Below are 16,856 nucleotides of genomic sequence, written 5' to 3'. Positions count from 1 at the left end.
ATCGGGGTTCCTGGAGTTCCTGAAGAGACAGGAGCGGTCTCGCCGTAATAAAGTTGCTCGGAACGGCAACGCCACGCGCCGGGCGTCGTCAACGCGGCAGTCAAGGTCGGCTGTCGTGTCCCCGAGCAAAGCTGAGCGATCTCCCACGTGTCCGACACCAAGTCTTCCCCCCCGGTCCAGAGGAGCCCGTCCGACGCCGATCAGGGGCCGGCCAACACCGGCGCCAAATGGCCGCTGCCGGAAGAGGCGTTCTGGAGCGAGGCCAACGACCCCCACGGCGTGCTCGACTCGGAGCCGGAGCCTGAGCCCGAACCGGAGCCACGGCCGGCCAAGAAGCGCGATCCCTACCTGGACAACGTCAAGTTCATCCTGATCGCGTGCGTGATCGTCGGCCACTCGCTGGTGCCGACGCTCGACGCCGACTCCTCCCGCGCGCTCTACCTGTTCATCTACACCTTCCACATGCCGCTGTTCGTGATCATCAGCGGCTACCTGTCCAGAAACTTCTGGAACTCCAACGCCAAGACGAACAAACTGGTCGACACCTTCGTCATCCCGTACGTCATCGTCGAGATCGGCTACGCCGCGCTGCGCTACTCAGTCGGCCAGAAGTGGAGCCTCACGATCATCGACCCGTCGTGGCTCAACTGGTACCTGGTAGCCCTGCTGTTCTGGCGGCTGACCGGGCCGGTGTGGAAACGGATGAAGTATCCGATCCCGATCTCGATCGCGGTCTACCTGTTCGCCGGATTCTCACAGATCACCGGCGACTTCAGCATGGACCGCTTCTTCGGCCTGATGCCGTTCTTCGTGATCGGGCTCATGATGCAGCCGGAGCACTTCGAGCTGCTCAACCGGCGATGGGTGAAGGTCGCCTCCGGGATCATCCTGGTGTGCGCGGCGGGCGTGGCCATCTACATCGCGCCGCACGCGCCGCTCGACCCGTTCTATTTCAAGGCCAGCTACCAGGACCTCGGCCTGTCGTGGTGGATGGGCCTGGCGGTCCGCACCGGCCTGCTGGTGTGCGCGCTGGCCATGAGCCTGGCGATCCTGGCGCTGGTGCCGCGGCGCGACACCTGGTTCTCCGACCTGGGCACCCGCACGCTCTACTGCTACCTGCTGCACGGCATCCCGGTGCTCATCGCCAAGCAGATGGGCTGGCTCGACGTGCCGTGGCTGTACGGGCCGCTGGGCGTGGCGGCGATCGCCGCGAGCGCCTTCGCGCTGGCGATCGTGCTGTGCCTGCCGGAAACCCGCACGATCTTCAAGTGGGTGCTGGAGCCCCGACTGACCTGGCTGTATCGGCGCCCTTCGGAAGTTAAGCGGTAATTCCACCCGCATTCACGCCCTTGACCGGGTTGTTGCCGAGCATCGACACATGCGGGTATGCGTCGCCACCACAGTCCACCACCCCGAGGACGCCCGGATCATGCATCGGCAGATCCGGGCGCTGCTCGACGCGGGCCACCAGGTGACCTACGTCGCGCCGTTCACGTTCTTCAACGTCACGCCCCCGATGCCGATCACGGCCATCGACGTGCCTCGCCATGCCGCCTACAGCCGGGCGCGGTCGGCACTGCGGCGTGGCGTCAAGGACGCAGAGCTGCTGATGGTCCACGACCACGATCTGCTGCGCGCCCTGCCGTACCGCCGCCCGCCCGTCGTCTGGGACGTACGTGAGCCGGTCTCGGAACGGCGGCTCGCCCGCGCGCGGCGACGGCACCACGTCATCGCCGCCGACGCCGTTGCGGGCTCGGCGACAGGTGAGGTCGTGCCGGAGGCCACTCTGGTGTCGTCATATCCACCCCCGCCCGGCGACACCAGGGTGGTCCATCTCGGACGGCTGACCACCGAGCGCGGCGTGTCGGAGCTCATCGGGCTGGCCGAGCGGCTCATCCCGCACGGCATCAGGATGGACCTGATCGGCGCGGCCGACCGCGACGTGCGCCCGCTGCTGCGTGACGCCCAGCGCGTCGGCCTGCTCGACTGGTACGGGTACGTGCCCAACCGGCACGCCCTGCGCATGGCCGAGGGCGCGCTCGCCGGCCTGTCGCTGGCGAGCGCGTCCGTGCGGGGCGTGCCGACCAAGGTGCTGGACTACATGGGCCGCGGCATCCCCGTGATCACCACCCCGCAGTCCGCCGCGCTGGTGGAGCGGGTGGGCTGCGGGATCGCTGTCCCGCTCGACGTGGAGGCCGTACGGCACGCCGTACTGGACCTGAAGGAGGATCCGGTACGGCGGGCCGAATTGGGAGCCAGGGGCCACGCGGAGGCGCTGCTGCGCTACCACTGGCCCGACCAGGCGGCGACGTTCGTGTCACTGATGCAGCGCTATGCCGGGGTTCCCGAGCACGCGCTGGCCGTCTAGGGGTGGTCGAGGTCGAAGGCCACATCGGCCAGCCGGACCGTCCTGACCCGCGGGTCCTCGATGATCTTCCGTAGCTCCGCGATCGAGGTGTAGTCGTCCACGTAGGCGTAGGCCAGACCGTCCGCGGCCGCCTTGCGCAGCCTGTCCAGGCTCAAGCCGAAGCTGCTGAGATTGGCCTGGTCGGACTCCTGCAGGATCTTGACCCAGGCCCGGAGGTTCTTCAGGCTGCCTCCGCACTTCGAGTCCTCGGTCGGCCCACGATCCCAGGTGATGTCCCCCCAGGTGATCGGCACGTCGCTGGGGCGGTGCTCGTAGACCACGCTCGTCGGGCAGACTTCGTGGAAGGCCCGCATCTCCTGGTCGGTGAGCGGCTTGGCGAACTCGACCACCGCCAGCGCGCGCAGGTCGGCCGGCAGCCTGGCGAGCACCTTGCGCACGTCGTCCTTGGGGCGGATGCCCGTGCCGAGGTCCGACAGGGCCGTGGTCAGCGGCGTCTTGGCGTCGTTGCCCAGCGGCAGGTGGCCGACGCGGCCGAAGAAGTCCTGGCTGATCGTGTAGTAGGAGCCGCCGTACGGGCCGAAACCGATACCCGCACGGATCGGGCTGGCCGAGAACGTGAACGACAGCGACCAGGGGGTGGTCTCGCAGCAGTCGAGCCCGGCGATCTGGTAGGCCGGGTTGTAGAGCTTGAATGCCGTGACCAGCACGTCCTGCATCCGCTCCACGCGGTCGCCGCGCGTCTGGAGCAGACGCGAGCCCTCGGTGGCGGCCAGCCCCAGCACCAGCAGGATCGCCAGCACGATCGTCACGGTCCTGTACAGGCCGCGCCTGACCGCCTTGCGGGTGCGTCCGGGGTCGAAGGTGGGCAGGTCCGGCAGTTCCTCGGTCATGCTTTCTCCCCGTAGAGCTCGGCGAACGCGGCCCTGGCGCGCCACACCGCGGTCTTGATCGTCGCGTGCTTGGCCCCCGTCATCGCGGCCACCTCGACCAGCGAGAAGCCCTCCAGGTAGACCAGGGTGAGCAGCTTGCCGTGCCGTTCAGGCAGGCGGTCGAGCAGGTCGCGGACCACCAGCGCGTCCTCGTGGAGCGCGGGCACGCCCAGTTCGTCGGGGTGCGGCAGCTCCAGCTCGCGGCGGGCGCGCCTGACGTGGTCGATGAGGACGTTGCGGGCGATCGTGAGCAGCCAGGCTGCCGGGTTCTCGCCGCGCCAGCCCAGTAACGCCCTGGTGGCCTTGACGAAGGTCTCCTGGGCGAGGTCCTCGGCCAGGTGGGGGTCGCGGGTCCTGCGCAGGAGGAACCCGCACACGAGCGGCCAGTGCTCGCGATAGAGCTCCTCGATGATGGCGGCCTCCGCGTCGTCGTGATTGTCACATCAGAGCAGACGGGGTCAGGGCGGGAATGGTCACACGGCTTGCCGGTTGATGTACTGGACGCATGGCACCGCATACGATCCAGGGCCGCACGGTGAGCATGCCCGTACGCGTGAGGAACGCCACGGTCTGCAGCGCCATGTATGCCGTGCGCGCCGACGCCGCCCGGGCCGTCATCGCCTACTCCGGGCTCGACGTGGCCGAGGTCTTCCCCGGCAAGGCCATCTGCCAGCTCGTCTTCGTCGACTACCGCGACGGGGACCTCGACGCCTACCACGAGTTCGGGGTGGTGTTCCTGATCCGGCCGCCGGGCGTGACAGGTTCGGTGGGGATGAACGACCTGCGGCAGGCGGGCGCGTTCGTCCACTGGCTGCCCGTCGACCAGGGCTTCACCCGGGAGGCGGGACGGACGCTCTGGGGGTTTCCGAAGGAGCTGGCGGACATCGAGTTGCGGCTCCGCTCGCCGTACAAGCGTTGCATCCTGCGCAAGGACGGCAGGCTCGTGCTGGACATGCTGCTCAAGCCGGGCGTCCCCGTGCCGGGCGGCCCCGCGTCGCTGAGCGCCTACACCCATCTGGACGGCGTGACGCGGCACATCCCGGCCTGGATGCGGGTGCGCGGCGTGCGGGTCAGACCCGGCGGGGCGCTGATCCGCCTGGGCAACCATCCGATCGCCAAGGAGCTCAGCGAGCTGGGACTGCCCAAGACGGCGCTGCTCAGCGCGACCGTCTCGCACGCCGCGATGTCGTTCGAGGACGCGGAGATCGTCTAGGCGCGGGCCGACCAGCGGCCGTCGGTCCTGGCGATCTGGACCGGGTGGTCGAAGCACTTGCTGACCAGGTCCGTCGTCAGGACGTCCGAGACCGGGCCCGAGGCCATGCACTCGCCCTCGCGCAGCAGCAGCGCGTGCGTGGTGGTGACCGGCAGCTCCTCCAGGTGGTGGGTCACCAGTACGGTGGCCATCTCCGGATGCTCGCGGCGCAGCGTGTCGAGGCTGCTGAGCAACTGCTCCCTGGCCGCCAGGTCGAGCCCGGTGGCGGGCTCGTCGAGCAGGAGCAGCCGCGGGCTCGGCATCAGCGCCCGCGCGATCAGCGCCCGGCCGCGCTCGCCCTGCGACAGGGTGGGCCAGCGGGAGTCGCGCCTCGCGGTCATGCCCATCAGGTCGATCAGCCGGTCGGCCTGCGCCTCCTGCTCCGGGGTCGGCGACCAGCGGGGCACCAGCTCGATCGTGTTCGTGACGCCGGTCAGCACCAGCTCGCGGACCCGCAGGCCGGACTCCAGCTCGTGGCGCGGGTTCACGTGGCCCAGGAACGAGCGCAGCTCCCTGACGTCCACCCGGCCCAGGCGGTGGCCGAGGACCTCCACGGCGCCGCGGGAGGGGTGCTTGACGGCGCCCAGCAGGGCCAGCAGCGTGCTCTTGCCGGCGCCGTTGGGGCCGAGCAGCGCCCAGTGCTCGCCGCGTTCCACGGTCAGCGAGATCGAGCGCAGCAGCAGGGTGCCGTCACGCACGACGTCGACGTCCTCGGCCCGCAGCACGGGCCCGGTGTCGGAGATGTTCACGCGGGCAGGTGCTCCATCACGGTTCGAGGCGGTGGCTCACACGATCGGCGGGCGGCCGAGCTTCACCATGCGCCAGGCCGTGCGCCAGGCCATCGGGCGGCGCTCGCCCGCGGGCGTGCGCAGCCCCTCGAAGAAGCCCTGGAACCAGGCCTTCAGCGCCACGCTCGACCTGCGCTCGCGGATGAGCGTGAGCACCACCCAGTCGACCAGGTAGAGGCCCGCCAGCGGCCACGGCAGGTTACGCCGAGCCAGCCAGACCCGGTTGCGGGCGTTGAGCCGGTAGAACTCGGCGTGGCGGGTGGGCGGCACCTGCGGGTGGTACATGACGGTCTCGGCGTCGTACTCGATGCGGTAGCCCTCGCCGAGCAGCCGCCAGGCCAGGTCGGTCTCCTCGTGCGCGTAGAAGAACCGCTCGGGCAGCCCGCCGACCTGCAGGAACGCGGAACGCCTGATGGCCGAGGCGCCACCGAGGAACGTCGTCACGGGGGACGAGCGCTCGGGATCGCCGGCCCGCAGCCGCGGCACGTGGCGCCGCTGGCCGATGCCGCCCTCGGGGTCCATCACCCGGAAGGAGATGACCGCCAGGTCGGGCTCGGTGGCGAAGCGGTCACGGACGTGGGCCACGACCTTCTGGTTGGCGTACCAGCCGTCGTCGTCGAGGAACAGCACGACATCGCCGGAGCACTCCTCGACGCCGCGGTTGCGGCCGGCCGGGATGCCGGTGTTGCGCTCGAGCCGGACCGTCTTCACGGTCGCGGCCGAGCCCTCGGGTGGCGTCGCCGTCACCTGGGGCACGTCTGCGCCGTTGCCTACGATCACCACCTCGACGTCGCCGTCGATCTGGTTGAGCGCCGACTCGACCGCCCGGTCCAGCTCCGCGACCCGGTTGCCCATGGTGAGGATGACGCACGAGATCTTCAACGCGTCATCGCCTTGACGCGTTGAGAGCACGGGCGGAGCATTCTTTCATGATCACCGAGTCTATTTCCTGATATTGGTGGAGCTAAGCGTATCGGAACCGTTAGTGAACCCCCACCGAACGGCGGACGTCCGATCAATACGACGGACGGGGAGCCCACCCGGTTCCGACATGAGATCACGCAAGCCGCCTCGACGCCATGATGCTTACCAAATGCAGAACCACCTGGATCGCGGCAGCGACGGCGCAGGCCACGACCAGCACCCGCGACGCGGGAAGTCCACCTACGACGGTATCGATCACGGCGGCCACGAGGGCGAGGATCGACAATTCCACCGGCTGAACGATCCGGTGGAATTTGGTCGCCGCCAGGATCCGCCTGGCCAGCCCCAGCAGCCCGGAGCGGAACTGGGCCACCGAAGCCTCGGAGGCGGTGCTCAGCCCGCCCTTGGCCCGTGCCACGTCGACCAGGTCGGTCTCGGCCTTGATGAGGATCGCGCCGAGCGCCCCGGCCAGGCCGAGCACCGTGTACCAGTCGGGCAGCACCGCCGAGGCGCGGAACCCGAGCGCGACCAGCACGGCCGCCTCGGTGAAGTACGCCCCGACGCGGTCCAGGTAGACCCCGGCCAGCGAGGTCTTGCCCGTCCAGCGGGCCAGCTCTCCGTCGGAGCAGTCGAGCAGCAGGTACACCTGGATGAGCAGGGCGGACACCACCGCGGCCCACAGCCCGGGCAGGGCGAGCACGGCCCCGCCCACGACGCCGACGATCGTCATCAGCCAGGTGAGCTGGTTGGGCGTGACGGGCGTCTTGGCCAGCGCATAGGTGACGTAGACGGACAGCTTGCGCATGTAGAGCACGCCGGCCCAGTGCTCGCCGTTCTTGCGCTCGAGGTGTCCGGCGGGCTGGGCGACCCGCCGGAACTCAGTTAGCGAAGGCCCGGACATAGTCCTCCACCCGATCCCGAGTCTCGGACTCTGACAGACGCAGATGCTCGAGAATCGTGTAGCGGCCTGGCCTGGTGGCGGGTGCCAGCATCACGGCCTGGGTGAACTGCTCGGCGGTCAGGCCGATGTCGAGGGGGCCGACCGGCAGCTTGTGCTTGCGCAGGCAGTCGGTCACCTGCGTCAGCCTGGCGCTGTCCTCCCGCAGGAAATAGCAGAAGGCGGCGCCGATGCCGGCCAGCTCGCCGTGGTTGGACGTGCCGGGGAAGAGCTGATCCACGGCATGAAGGATCTCATGATCTCCACCACTGGAGGGCCGGGACGAGCCGGCGATCACCATCGACATGCCGGAAAGGATCAAAGCCTCCGCCAGGACGGTCAGGAAAGCGTCGGACTCGATCGAGTCTGACCTGCCGATCAGCGCCTCGGCGGGCGTGCGGGCCATCGAGCAGGCCAGCCCGTCGATGGGCTCGCCGCGCTCGACGTTGGCCAGCTGCCAGTCGTCGATGGCCGACAGGTTGCTCAGCACGTCGCCGATGCCCGAGCGGACGAGCGACTCCGGCGCGGCGTGCACGAAGTCCAGGTCGACCAGGATCGCCAGCGGCATCGGCACGCCGAAGGAGCCCTTGCCGCCCTCGTAGACCAGCGAGGCCGTCGGCGAGCAGATGCCGTCGTGCGAAAGGTTCGTGGCGACCGCGACCATCGGGATGCCGGCCAGGGAGGCCGCGTACTTCGTGGCGTCGATGGTCCGCCCGCCGCCGACGCCCACCACCACCTCGTAGGCGCCCTTGCGCAGGTCGGCGCCGAGCGACACGGCCGCGTCGACCGAGCCGTCGGTCACCCTGAACACCTCGGCCTCGCCCAGGGTGGGCGCGATCAGGCCCTCGATGTGGTCGCCCTGGCCGGGACCCACGGCCACCGCGACCCTGCCGGAGGTGGCCACCCTGCTGTCAGCCAGCAGCGCGCCGAGCTCCGCCACAGCTCCGCGCCGGACCTCCATGGTCAGCGGCGCGGGCAGCATCCTCGCCAGAAGCGGCATCTGCGCCCCCTCAGTAGCGAACAGCGATGGTACGAGCCTTAGCCAGGTCGTCGTGGTTGTCCACCTCGACCCAGTCGACCTCGCCGATCGGGGCGACGTGGATCTTCTCGCCGCGCTCGACCAGCTCCTGGTAGCCGTCCTCGTAGTAGAGCTGCGGGTCGCGCTCGAAGGTCGCCTTGAGTGCGTCGGCCAGCCGCTCGGCGGCGGCGGGCCTGATCAGGGTGGCGCCGATGTACTCGCCGTAGGCCTCGGCGGGGTCCATCAGCTTGGTGATCCTCGACAGGGAGCCGCCGTTGAGCGTGACCTTCATCTCCTCGTCGGCGAGCTTCTTCACGTCGTCCACGGCCAGCAGGATGTCGCTGGTCTCCGGGGCCGACAGGAGCGTCTTCTCCACCGAGACGGGATGCACGGTGTCGCCGTTGACCAGCAGCGCGCCCTGCGCGAAGTAGTCGCGCGCGCACCACAGGGAGTAGGCGTTGTTCCACTCCTCGGCCTTGTCGTTGTGCACGAGGGTCAGCTTCACGCCGTAGCGGTCCTCGAAGTCCGCCTTGCGCTCGTGTACGGCCTGCGCCGCGTAGCCGACGATGATCACGACCTCGCGCAGCCCGACCTCGGCGAGGTTACGCAGGGAGATGTCCATGATCGTGGTCTCGCCGTCGACCGGCACGAGCGCTTTCGGCAGCGTGTCGGTGTACGGCCGCAGGCGTCGTCCGGCTCCAGCGGCCAGCACCATTCCCAGCAACGTGCACTCCTAAGTCGGGGCGTGACTCTTCTCCAGGCCCCAAAGGTTAGTTGCCTGGAGGCCCTGATCGGGTAATCAGCCCTTAGTCCTGCGTTTCCAAATCGGACGCTTCCACACCAGAACGTGGCGCCGCCAGCCAGCAGGTGAGGCTCTCCCAGCCGAACAGCCCCCACAGGTAGAGCGCGAGCAGCACGAAACCGCCGGTCACGAAGCCGGCGATGGCCGTCAGGGCTACCACGATCATCCGCCCGTCCCAGCCGAGCCCGAACGTGGCCAGCCACGGCGGCGGGTAGACCCGCTGGCGCAGCCGGTAGACCAGGTCGTAGTGGTGGAAGGCCATCGCGCCGAGCAGGACGAAGATCAGCCACGGCGGCACGTCGTGGGCGAAGCCGCAGGCCGCGATGAAGGAGTACTCGATGAGGCGCAGGATCGGCGGCACCAGCCAGTCGACCCGCCCGTCGTGCGGGTGGGAGCTGCCCGGCCCTGCCAGCAGCAGCGTCACCGCCGGGGCGAAGACCGCCAGCCCGTCAGAGCCCGCCACCCCGATGACCAGCAGCACGCCGGTGACGAACGCGCCCGCGACGACCGGGGGCAGCGGCGGCAGCTGGCCCGCGACGAGCATCCCCATGCCGCGCGAGAGCGGCCCGTCGTCGCGGTAGGCCATGACGGTGCTGCGCGGCACCGGGGTCATGTGCACACTTATCATCGGGAGGACCTCGCGATCCGGCCGGCCAGCTGGTAGAGCGCCGCCACGCCGCCCCACGCGAGCAGGGACAGGAACGTGACGCGGGCGTTGAAGACCGCCGCGGTGATCGCGATGAGCGCCCACCGTTCCCCGATCGGGAGCACGATCATCTTCTTCAGGTAGCGCGTGACCGACTCCCGCTCCATCCGCTGGGCCAGGCGGAGCATGCCCTGGCGGGGCACGCCGTAGCGGCCGCCGTCGGCCGACTCGAGCAGCGAGCGCCTGGGCTTGGCCCAGGCGGCGCCGATCCTGCCCGAGTCGGCGACCGCGCCCGAATAGGAGAAGTCGACGGAGTGCCGTACGACCTGGAGGATCATGGCGGCGGCGGCCAGGTACCAGATGCCGTCGGGGTTGCCCAGGCCGGCGGTGTAGCCGAAGGCCAGGCCCACGTAGACGACGAACTCCTTGAACCGGTCGGCCATGCCGTCCACCCAGGCGCCCAGCGGGGAGAACGTGCGGGTGTAGCGGGCCAGCTGCCCGTCCAGGCAGTCCAGGACGAAAGACAGGTACAGCAGCAGCCCGCCGGCGATCTGCGACAGGCGCGTGCCCTCGGAGAACCAGATCGCCGAGAGCACGGCCATGCCGATCGAGATGCCGGTGACCGCGTTGGGCGTGAGCTTGAGCCTGGCCGCCGGCCGTATGAGGTAGCGCGACCAGGACGAGACGAAGTAGGTGGCGAAGAAACCGTCCTCGGACTTGACCGAGGTGTCCAGGCGCACCCGCGTCTCGTCCACCTCCGCCAGGCGCGTGACGGCGGCGTCGGCGGAGTGCTGGCTGGTGATCCTGTCGCAGTGCAGCGGCCCGAGCGTGGCCGCGCGCACCCGTACGCCGGAGCGGACCAGGCCGACCAGCAGCAGGTCGACGGCCTCCACCGGGCTGACGGGGCCGAGCTTGCCGGTGTCGGCCAGCTCCGCCAGCTCCTCGGCGATGTCGGCCAGCGTGCCGAGATCGGCCTCGCCCGCCTGCAGCACGCCGCGGAAGGTGGCGTTGGCGTCGGGGACCTCGTGGAACGAGCTGCCCGCGGCGACGATCCGGCCGCGCTCGACCTGCACCGGAGGGCGCAGCGGCGCGGCCATCACGTCGAAGCAGACCAGCGCGCCGGTGTCGCGCGCGGGATGTTCGAGCAGCAGCGCCAGCGCCTCGGTGTGAGCCACGAGGTCGGCTGGGAGCACGACGACGGGGCCCGAGGACAGACGGGCGATCTTCGCTACGCTCCGTAGATCGGCCCCGAGGCCGGCCCCCGGCGGCACGACCTGCACGTCACGCACGGGCAGCGTGGCGAGCTGATCGTTGATCCGGTCGAGCAGCGTGCCGTCGGCGCAGGTGAGCCTGGCAGCGGCGGTGGTTGCGAGGAGCACGGCCGACGTGGTCGTGCTCACACGGGTCAGTGAGTCGGTCAAGCGCAGGACTCCTCCCGGGTCGCGAGGGAGCGCGTGGACACAGCGTAGCGACAGCGCAACGCGATATCACGGAACAGGACCGTTACGCTCCATGCCATGGAATCTCGGCTGCGTTCCGTGGGTGTTGTGCTGGCTGGCGGGGTGGGCCAGCGTGTCGGGCTGAACACACCCAAGCAGCTCATCAAGATCGCCGGCAAGACGATCCTGGAGCACACCCTCACCCTGTTCGACGGTGCGCCGGAGATCGACGAGATCGTGGTCCTGATGACGCCCGGCTTCACCGACCAGGTGGAGGAGCTGGTATCCAGGGGCGGCTTCGGCAAGGTCAGCCACATCGTGGAGGGTGGCGCGAGCCGTACCGAGTCGACCTGGCGGGCGCTGAAGGCGCTCGGGCCGCAGGAGTGCAACGTGTTGCTGCACGACGCGGTGCGGCCGCTGCTGGAGCCGCGGATCATCACCGAGTGCGTCGCGGCGCTGCAGACGTACTCGGCGGTGGACGTGGCGATCCCGAGCTCCGACACGGTCGTGGTGGCGGCTCCAGGGCCGCGCGGGGAGATCGTGCGCGACATTCCCGACAGGTCGCGGCTGCGCAGGGGGCAGACGCCGCAGTGCTTCCGGCTGTCGGTGATCCGCGAGGCCTACGAGCGGGCCTTCGCCGACCCCGACTTCGACAAGCAGCCCGCCACCGACGACTGCGGTGTGGTGCTGCGCTACCTGCCCGACGTGCCGATCTACATCGTTCCCGGCAGCGAGCACAACATCAAGGTCACCCACCCGGTGGACGTGCACATCGCGGACAAGCTGTTCCAGCTTGCCGCCGCCGGCGCCCCGCAGCCGAACCCGCGCGACTACCGGGAGGCGCTCGACGGCAGGTCCGTGGTGGTCTTCGGCGGCAGCTACGGCATCGGCGCCGACGTGGTCGACCTGGCCCAGGGGTACGGCGCGCGGGTGCACTCCTTCTCGCGCACCCAGAACGGCGTGCGGGTGGAGGACTACGACTCGGTGGCCAAGGCGCTGGCGCAGGTCGGGCAGGTGGACTACGTGGTCAACACGGCGGGCGTGCTGCACATGGGCAAGCTGGCCGAGGTCACCGACGAGACCATCGCCGAGACCGTGGGCGTCAACTACCTGGGCCCGGTCAACGTGGCACGGGCCGCCTACGCCCACCTGCGCGAGACGCGGGGGCGGCTGCTGCTGTACACCTCCTCCAGCTACACGCGCGGGCGCGCCGACTACAGCCTCTACTCCTCCACCAAGGCGGCCGTGGTCAACCTGACCCAGGCGCTGGCCGACGAGTGGGCGGCCGACGGCATCCGGGTCAACTGCGTCAATCCCGAGCGGACCAGCACGCCGATGCGTGAGCGGGCATTCGGCGAGGAACCCGCCCATACCCTGCTGTCTCCGCGCGCCGTGGCCCAGACGTCGATCGATGTCCTCATCTCCGACCTAACCGGGCAAGTGGTAGACGTTCGCCTTGACGGCGCTTGACCTCACACTTGTTACCGTCCGTACTCATGAGGAGACTGTGTGCGTTCGGGCTGCTGCTGGCGTGTTACCCAGCCCTGCTGATCACCGCCCTCTGGCCGTCGCCGCCGCTGTTCGCGCTGGTCGCGGTGGCCTCCTACGCGGCGGAGATCGTCGCGCCGCGCGTGTCCCATTACCTGGTCGATCTGCTGTCCAGGGTCCACCTCGGGGTCACGATGCGGTTCGTGGTCCGCGAGATGGCGGCCGTCCTGCTGGTGGCGCGGACCGCGGGGCCGAACTCCCCGTGGTTCGTCGGGCTCGCGGTCGGGCTGTTCGCCCTGCACGGGGTGCGCGCCCTGCAGACGGGCCTGGCCATGCGCTTCAAGCAGACGCTGACCATGCTGCCGGTCACCACCCGCAACCTGGACGTCTCCGCGCTCAACCTGCCGGCCATGCCGCCGGAGTTCCTGGTCAACTACCAGGGCGTGCGCTTCCTCTACCTCGACGTGCTCCCGGTGCTCGGCGCCGCCCTCGGCGCCGAGGCGGCCTTTACCGGCGCCGGCGCCTCGCTGCTGCTTGGCCTGGCGTGTGTGGTGGCGCTCATTCCCTACGTAAGGCGGTCCGAACCGCTCAAGGACGCCGCCCGGGTCATCGCGGTGGTCGACCGCCAGGTGCGCGAGTACCAGCCGGAGGTGATCCTCTACTTCTCCGGCGCGAAGGAGGCCGCCTACCAGGCCAGGATGTGGCTGCCCACACTGGAGCGGCTGGAGCGCAGGGCGCTGGTGCTGCTGCGCGAGCGCGGCATGGCGCAGTACCTGGAGCCCACCACGCTGCCGATGGTGTGCATCCCGTCCTCGGCCGACCTGATGGGCTTCCACGCCCTGACCACCGCCCGGCTCTGCCTGTACGTGGCCAACGTGGGCAAGAACATCCACATGCTGCGCATCCCCGGGCTGCGCAGCGTCTTCATCGGCCACGGCGACAGCGACAAGGAGGCCTCGTTCAACCCGTTCACCCGGGTCTACGACGAGGTCTGGGTGGCGGGGCCCGCCGGGCGCGACCGCTACCTGCGGGCCCGGGTGGGGGTCAGGGACGAGGACGTCCACGAGGTCGGGCGGCCGCAGCTGGACGGGATCTCGACGGAGGGGCCCGGCCTGCCGTACCGGTCCGTCCTTTACGCACCGACCTGGGAGGGGTGGACCGACGACCTGTTCCACACCTCGCTGACCACGATGGGGCCGCGGATCGTGCGGGCGCTGCTCGACCACTCGCCGCGGCTGCGCGTGATCTACAAGTCGCACCCGCTCACCGGCCACCGCGACCGCGCGGCCGGCCGCGCGCACAGGAAGATCGTCGCCATGCTGGAGGCCGCCAACCTGGCCCTGGCCAAGGGCCGCCACCCCACCTCGGGTACGGCGGGCAGCCCGATCACGCATCTCGTGGTCACCGGCAACGAGCCGCACCTGTACGACTGCTTCAACGAGGCGGACGTGATGATCAGCGACATCTCCAGCGTGGTCGCCGACTTCCTGGCCAGCGGCAAGCCGTACGCGGTCACCAACGTCTCAGGGCTGCCCGAGCGGAACTTCCACGAGCGCTACCCGAGCACGGAGGCGGGCGTGCTGCTGGGCAGGGACCTGGCCGGGCTGGCCGGCTTCCTCGACGGGGAGGATTCGCTGGCCTGTGCCCGGCGCAAGCTCAAGGCGTATCTGATCGGGCCCGACCGCTTCAGCTGGACGGTCGAGCGAGCTTTCGCGGACTCGTGATGAAGCCCCAGCCCCAGCAGATGTGCATGGTCGCGTAGACGACCGGCAGCCGGAGCAGGACCGTGAACGACAGCCCGCCACCGGTCAGCACGGAGCCCGCCAGGACGGCGGCGACGTAACCCCCGGGCAGGATCAGCGCGAGCGGGAAGAACGGCGCGACCAGCAGTCCGAGCACGATGCCCAGCACCGCGGCCGGCGGCGCCAGGTAGCGCGGGTTGATCGTGCCCTCGTGGGTGCGCCAGACCACCCGGCGCCAGCGGCCGTAGTGGAAGTACTGCTTGGCCAGCGCCTTGACGTTGGGCCTTGGCCGGTAGGTGACGCGCATCGCGGGCTGGAACCACACCAGGCCGCCGGTCTGGCGGATGCGGTGGTTCATCTCCCAGTCCTGCGCGCGCTGGAAGTGCTCGTCGTAGCCGCCGACCCGCTCCAGCGCCTCGCGGCGGAAGACGCCCAGGTAGACGGTGTCGGCGGGGCCCGCCGTACCGCCGACGTGGAAGGCGGCCGCGCCGACTCCGATCTTGGAGGTCATGGCCCTGGCCACGGCCTGCTCGAAGGGCGTGACGCCCTCGGCGGCCATGACGCCGCCCACGTTGTCGGCGCCCGTCTCGGCCAGCGTCTCGACCGCCACGCGCAGGTAGTCGGCCGGCAGCATGGCGTGCCCGTCGACCCTGGCGATGATCCCGTTGCGGGAGGCGGCGATCGCGGCGTTCAGCGCGCTCGGCGTGCGACCGCTCGGATTGGGGACGACGGTCACCCGGGAATCGGCCGCCGCGATGGCGTCGGCGACCTCCTGGGTGCGGTCGCGGGATGGCCCCACGGCGAGGACGATCTCGATCTCGCCGGGGTAGCTCTGGGCCAGGATCATGTCCACGGCCTCGCGGAGGTGCCGCTCCTCGTTGAGGACCGGCATCACGACGGAAATCGGCGGCCAGTCACGCGTCTCCGCGGGCGCGTGCGGCGAGTCGGGGAACTGCTTCATGGCGGGCCTCACGCTACTGTACGACCAGGGGAGGAGGGCAATCGAAAGCCCGATCTCCGGCGGGATCAAAGGGGGGCAGGGCATGCGCGACCCGGGCGAGGAGGACGCTGGGGTGCTCGTGGGCGGCGACGCGTACGGCGGCGTCAAGCTCGCGACCCGGCCCAGGAAGCCCGGCAGGAGCCCGCGCGCCCGGCGCCGCAACCTGATCATCAACGGCGCCATCTCCGGAGCGATCCTGATCGGCACCGGCGTGGTGTGGGCGATGCCGCGGCAGATCGCCTCGGTCGACGCCGGTGTGTCCGACACGGCGCCGCGCGGCGCGATGAACATCCTGCTCGTCGGCGTGGACAAGCGCGACGACCTGACCCGCAGGCAGCAGAACCAGCTCAACCTGGGCCGCGAGGTGGGCCAGCGCACCGACACGATGATGGTGATCCACCTGTCGGAGGACCACCGCCGGGTCACGGTCGTGAGCCTGCCGCGCGACACCTGGACGACGATCCCCGGCAAGGGCGACCACAAGATCAACTCCGCCTACCAGTTCGGCGGGGCGAAGCTGGCCAAGCAGACGGTCGAGCAGGTCACCGGGCTGCAGATCAACCGCTACATCGAGGTGAACGTCCTCGGCTTCATCGACGTGGTCGACTCGCTGGGCGGCGTGACCGTCTGCACGCCCGTGCCGATCAACGACCCCAAGGCGGGCCTCAACCTCACCGCCGGCACCCACGAGCTGCAGGGCGCCGACGCGCTGCGCTACGCCAGGACCAGGGCGACCGCGCGCTCCGACCTCGACCGCATCGACCGGCAGCACCAGGTGATCTCGGCGCTGCTGAGCGAGGCGCTCAGCGCGGGCACGCTGGCCAACCCGATCAAGCTCGCCTCGTTCGTCAACTCGACGCTGCGCACGATCAAGGTCGACCCCGACGACGGGCTCATCGGCCTGGCCACCCAGCTGCGCGACGTGTCCCTCGACGACGTGCGCTTCGCCGACGTGCCGCTGTCCAACCTGAACTTCAGGTCGCCGACCGGCGAGTCGGCCGTGCTGTGGGACAAGCAGGGCGCCCGTGAGCTGTTCCGCCGCATCGGCGCCGACGAGGACCTGGGCAAGCAGCCCGCTCCCAAGCCGACGACCACGCCGACCAAGGCGCCCGCGCTGACGATCCCGCCGGAGCGGATCGCGGTCAAGGTCACCAACGGCACGCTGATCACCGGGCTCGGCGCCCGCACCAAGCAGGCGCTGCTGTCGGCCGGGTTCCAGGTGCCCGGCCAGCCGGGCAACAAGCCGGCCAAGGACCACAAGCAGACCATCGTGCGCTACGGCCCCGGCCGCGAGGACTCCGCCCGTACGGTGGCCGCCGCGATCCCCGGGTCGCAGTTGAAGCAGGCCGACGTCAGCGGCATCGAGGTCCTCGTGGGCAGCGACCAGCCCAAGATCCACAAGGTGAAGGTGGCGGCCACGCCGGACACCACCCCCACGACCAGCACCACCCCAACGACAAAAACCGCAAGCCAGAACATCTGCAAGAAACAGGCATAACCCCCTGCAGTTCGGGCAGGTGACG

General features: G+C 69.9%; 16 protein-coding genes. 6 read left to right on the top strand and 10 right to left on the bottom strand.

The annotated features are described in order from the left end of the window. The first annotated feature begins 147 nt into the window (after positions 1–147). Both KIK09_RS20805 and KIK09_RS20800 read left to right on the top strand, forming a co-directional pair. On the top strand, positions 148–1,329 hold the full coding sequence (locus tag KIK09_RS20805) for an acyltransferase family protein (protein WP_214320938.1): 1,182 nt from the start codon (positions 148–150) through the stop codon (positions 1,327–1,329). 49 nt (positions 1,330–1,378) lie between these two features. Beyond that, complete coding sequence (locus tag KIK09_RS20800; protein ID WP_214320937.1) at positions 1,379–2,368, top strand: glycosyltransferase; 990 nt, start codon at positions 1,379–1,381, stop codon at positions 2,366–2,368. Here the strand turns inward: KIK09_RS20800 and KIK09_RS20795 are convergent. Beyond that, positions 2,365–3,258 (bottom strand): hypothetical protein, encoded by an 894-nt coding sequence (locus tag KIK09_RS20795; RefSeq protein WP_214320936.1) that lies wholly within the window; start codon positions 3,256–3,258, stop codon positions 2,365–2,367. The two genes, KIK09_RS20800 and KIK09_RS20795, sit on opposite strands and share 4 nt — an antisense overlap. Continuing rightward, entirely contained in the window at positions 3,255–3,707 is a 453-nt protein-coding gene (locus tag KIK09_RS20790; protein ID WP_308164264.1) for an RNA polymerase sigma factor, read from the bottom strand. The genes KIK09_RS20795 and KIK09_RS20790 overlap by 4 nt, the downstream gene beginning before the upstream one ends. A 95-nt stretch (positions 3,708–3,802) precedes the next feature. On the opposite strand from KIK09_RS20790, the gene KIK09_RS20785 reads away from it, so the two are divergent. Next, on the top strand, positions 3,803–4,510 hold the full coding sequence (locus KIK09_RS20785; protein WP_214320934.1) for an acetoacetate decarboxylase family protein: 708 nt from the start codon (positions 3,803–3,805) through the stop codon (positions 4,508–4,510). Here the strand turns inward: KIK09_RS20785 and KIK09_RS20780 are convergent. From KIK09_RS20780 to KIK09_RS20750, 7 genes are all read right to left on the bottom strand, one after another. Next, entirely contained in the window at positions 4,507–5,298 is a 792-nt protein-coding gene (locus KIK09_RS20780; protein WP_308164211.1) for an ABC transporter ATP-binding protein, read from the bottom strand. The genes KIK09_RS20785 and KIK09_RS20780 overlap by 4 nt on opposite strands. A gap of 36 nt (positions 5,299–5,334) precedes the next feature. After that, positions 5,335–6,219, bottom strand: a complete 885-nt coding sequence (locus KIK09_RS20775) for a glycosyltransferase family 2 protein (protein ID WP_214321621.1) — start codon at positions 6,217–6,219, stop codon at positions 5,335–5,337. Positions 6,220–6,394: 175 nt separating this feature from the next. Continuing rightward, positions 6,395–7,162: a CDP-alcohol phosphatidyltransferase family protein gene (locus KIK09_RS20770; RefSeq protein WP_214320933.1), complete on the bottom strand. Its 768-nt coding sequence runs from the start codon at positions 7,160–7,162 to the stop codon at positions 6,395–6,397. Further along, on the bottom strand, positions 7,140–8,180 hold the full coding sequence (locus tag KIK09_RS20765; protein ID WP_214321620.1) for an iron-containing alcohol dehydrogenase family protein: 1,041 nt from the start codon (positions 8,178–8,180) through the stop codon (positions 7,140–7,142). The genes KIK09_RS20770 and KIK09_RS20765 overlap by 23 nt, the downstream gene beginning before the upstream one ends. A gap of 28 nt (positions 8,181–8,208) precedes the next feature. Continuing rightward, complete coding sequence (locus KIK09_RS20760; RefSeq protein ID WP_214320932.1) at positions 8,209–8,940, bottom strand: phosphocholine cytidylyltransferase family protein; 732 nt, start codon at positions 8,938–8,940, stop codon at positions 8,209–8,211. Positions 8,941–9,022: 82 nt separating this feature from the next. After that, positions 9,023–9,631 carry a DUF5941 domain-containing protein gene (locus KIK09_RS20755; protein ID WP_250573528.1) on the bottom strand — a complete coding sequence of 203 codons (609 nt, stop codon included), beginning with the start codon at positions 9,629–9,631 and terminating at the stop codon, positions 9,023–9,025. Positions 9,632–9,642: 11 nt separating this feature from the next. Continuing rightward, entirely contained in the window at positions 9,643–11,085 is a 1,443-nt protein-coding gene (locus KIK09_RS20750) for a CDP-alcohol phosphatidyltransferase family protein (protein WP_250573527.1), read from the bottom strand. 96 nt (positions 11,086–11,181) lie between these two features. Here KIK09_RS20750 and KIK09_RS20745 point away from each other — a divergent pair, with 96 nt between their 5' ends. After that, positions 11,182–12,573 (top strand): bifunctional cytidylyltransferase/SDR family oxidoreductase, encoded by a 1,392-nt coding sequence (locus KIK09_RS20745; RefSeq protein ID WP_214320930.1) that lies wholly within the window; start codon positions 11,182–11,184, stop codon positions 12,571–12,573. A gap of 26 nt (positions 12,574–12,599) precedes the next feature. Continuing rightward, entirely contained in the window at positions 12,600–14,315 is a 1,716-nt protein-coding gene (locus KIK09_RS20740; RefSeq protein ID WP_214320929.1) for a CDP-glycerol glycerophosphotransferase family protein, read from the top strand. Here KIK09_RS20740 and KIK09_RS20735 read toward each other — a convergent pair. Beyond that, the gene (locus tag KIK09_RS20735) at positions 14,278–15,378 is read right to left on the bottom strand and encodes a glycosyltransferase family 2 protein (protein WP_504740303.1); all 1,101 of its coding nucleotides are present in this window, start codon (positions 15,376–15,378) and stop codon (positions 14,278–14,280) included. The genes KIK09_RS20740 and KIK09_RS20735 overlap by 38 nt on opposite strands. On the opposite strand from KIK09_RS20735, the gene KIK09_RS20730 reads away from it, so the two are divergent. After that, positions 15,377–16,831, top strand: a complete 1,455-nt coding sequence (locus KIK09_RS20730; protein WP_214320927.1) for an LCP family protein — start codon at positions 15,377–15,379, stop codon at positions 16,829–16,831. The two genes, KIK09_RS20735 and KIK09_RS20730, sit on opposite strands and share 2 nt — an antisense overlap. The last annotated feature ends 25 nt before the right edge of the window (positions 16,832–16,856 follow it).

The organism is Nonomuraea sediminis (assembly GCF_018531495.1).
Taxonomy (GTDB): domain Bacteria; phylum Actinomycetota; class Actinomycetes; order Streptosporangiales; family Streptosporangiaceae; genus Nonomuraea; species Nonomuraea sediminis.
This window is presented reverse-complemented; position numbering and strand designations above follow the sequence as displayed.

Bases quoted from the DNA above. Each gene is read 5' to 3' on its own strand.
- KIK09_RS20800 (WP_214320937.1), top strand. From the start codon at position 1,379: ATGCGGGTATGCGTCGCCACCACAGTCCACCACCCCGAGGACGCCCGG.
- KIK09_RS20795 (WP_214320936.1), bottom strand. From the start codon at position 3,258: ATGACCGAGGAACTGCCGGACCTGCCCACCTTCGACCCCGGACGCACC.
- KIK09_RS20785 (WP_214320934.1), top strand. From the start codon at position 3,803: ATGGCACCGCATACGATCCAGGGCCGCACGGTGAGCATGCCCGTACGC.
- KIK09_RS20770 (WP_214320933.1), bottom strand. From the start codon at position 7,162: ATGTCCGGGCCTTCGCTAACTGAGTTCCGGCGGGTCGCCCAGCCCGCC.
- KIK09_RS20765 (WP_214321620.1), bottom strand. From the start codon at position 8,180: ATGCTGCCCGCGCCGCTGACCATGGAGGTCCGGCGCGGAGCTGTGGCG.
- KIK09_RS20755 (WP_250573528.1), bottom strand. From the start codon at position 9,631: ATGACCCCGGTGCCGCGCAGCACCGTCATGGCCTACCGCGACGACGGG.
- KIK09_RS20745 (WP_214320930.1), top strand. From the start codon at position 11,182: ATGGAATCTCGGCTGCGTTCCGTGGGTGTTGTGCTGGCTGGCGGGGTG.
- KIK09_RS20740 (WP_214320929.1), top strand. From the start codon at position 12,600: ATGAGGAGACTGTGTGCGTTCGGGCTGCTGCTGGCGTGTTACCCAGCC.
- KIK09_RS20730 (WP_214320927.1), top strand. From the start codon at position 15,377: ATGCGCGACCCGGGCGAGGAGGACGCTGGGGTGCTCGTGGGCGGCGAC.
- KIK09_RS20735 (WP_504740303.1), bottom strand. From the start codon at position 15,378: ATGCCCTGCCCCCCTTTGATCCCGCCGGAGATCGGGCTTTCGATTGCC.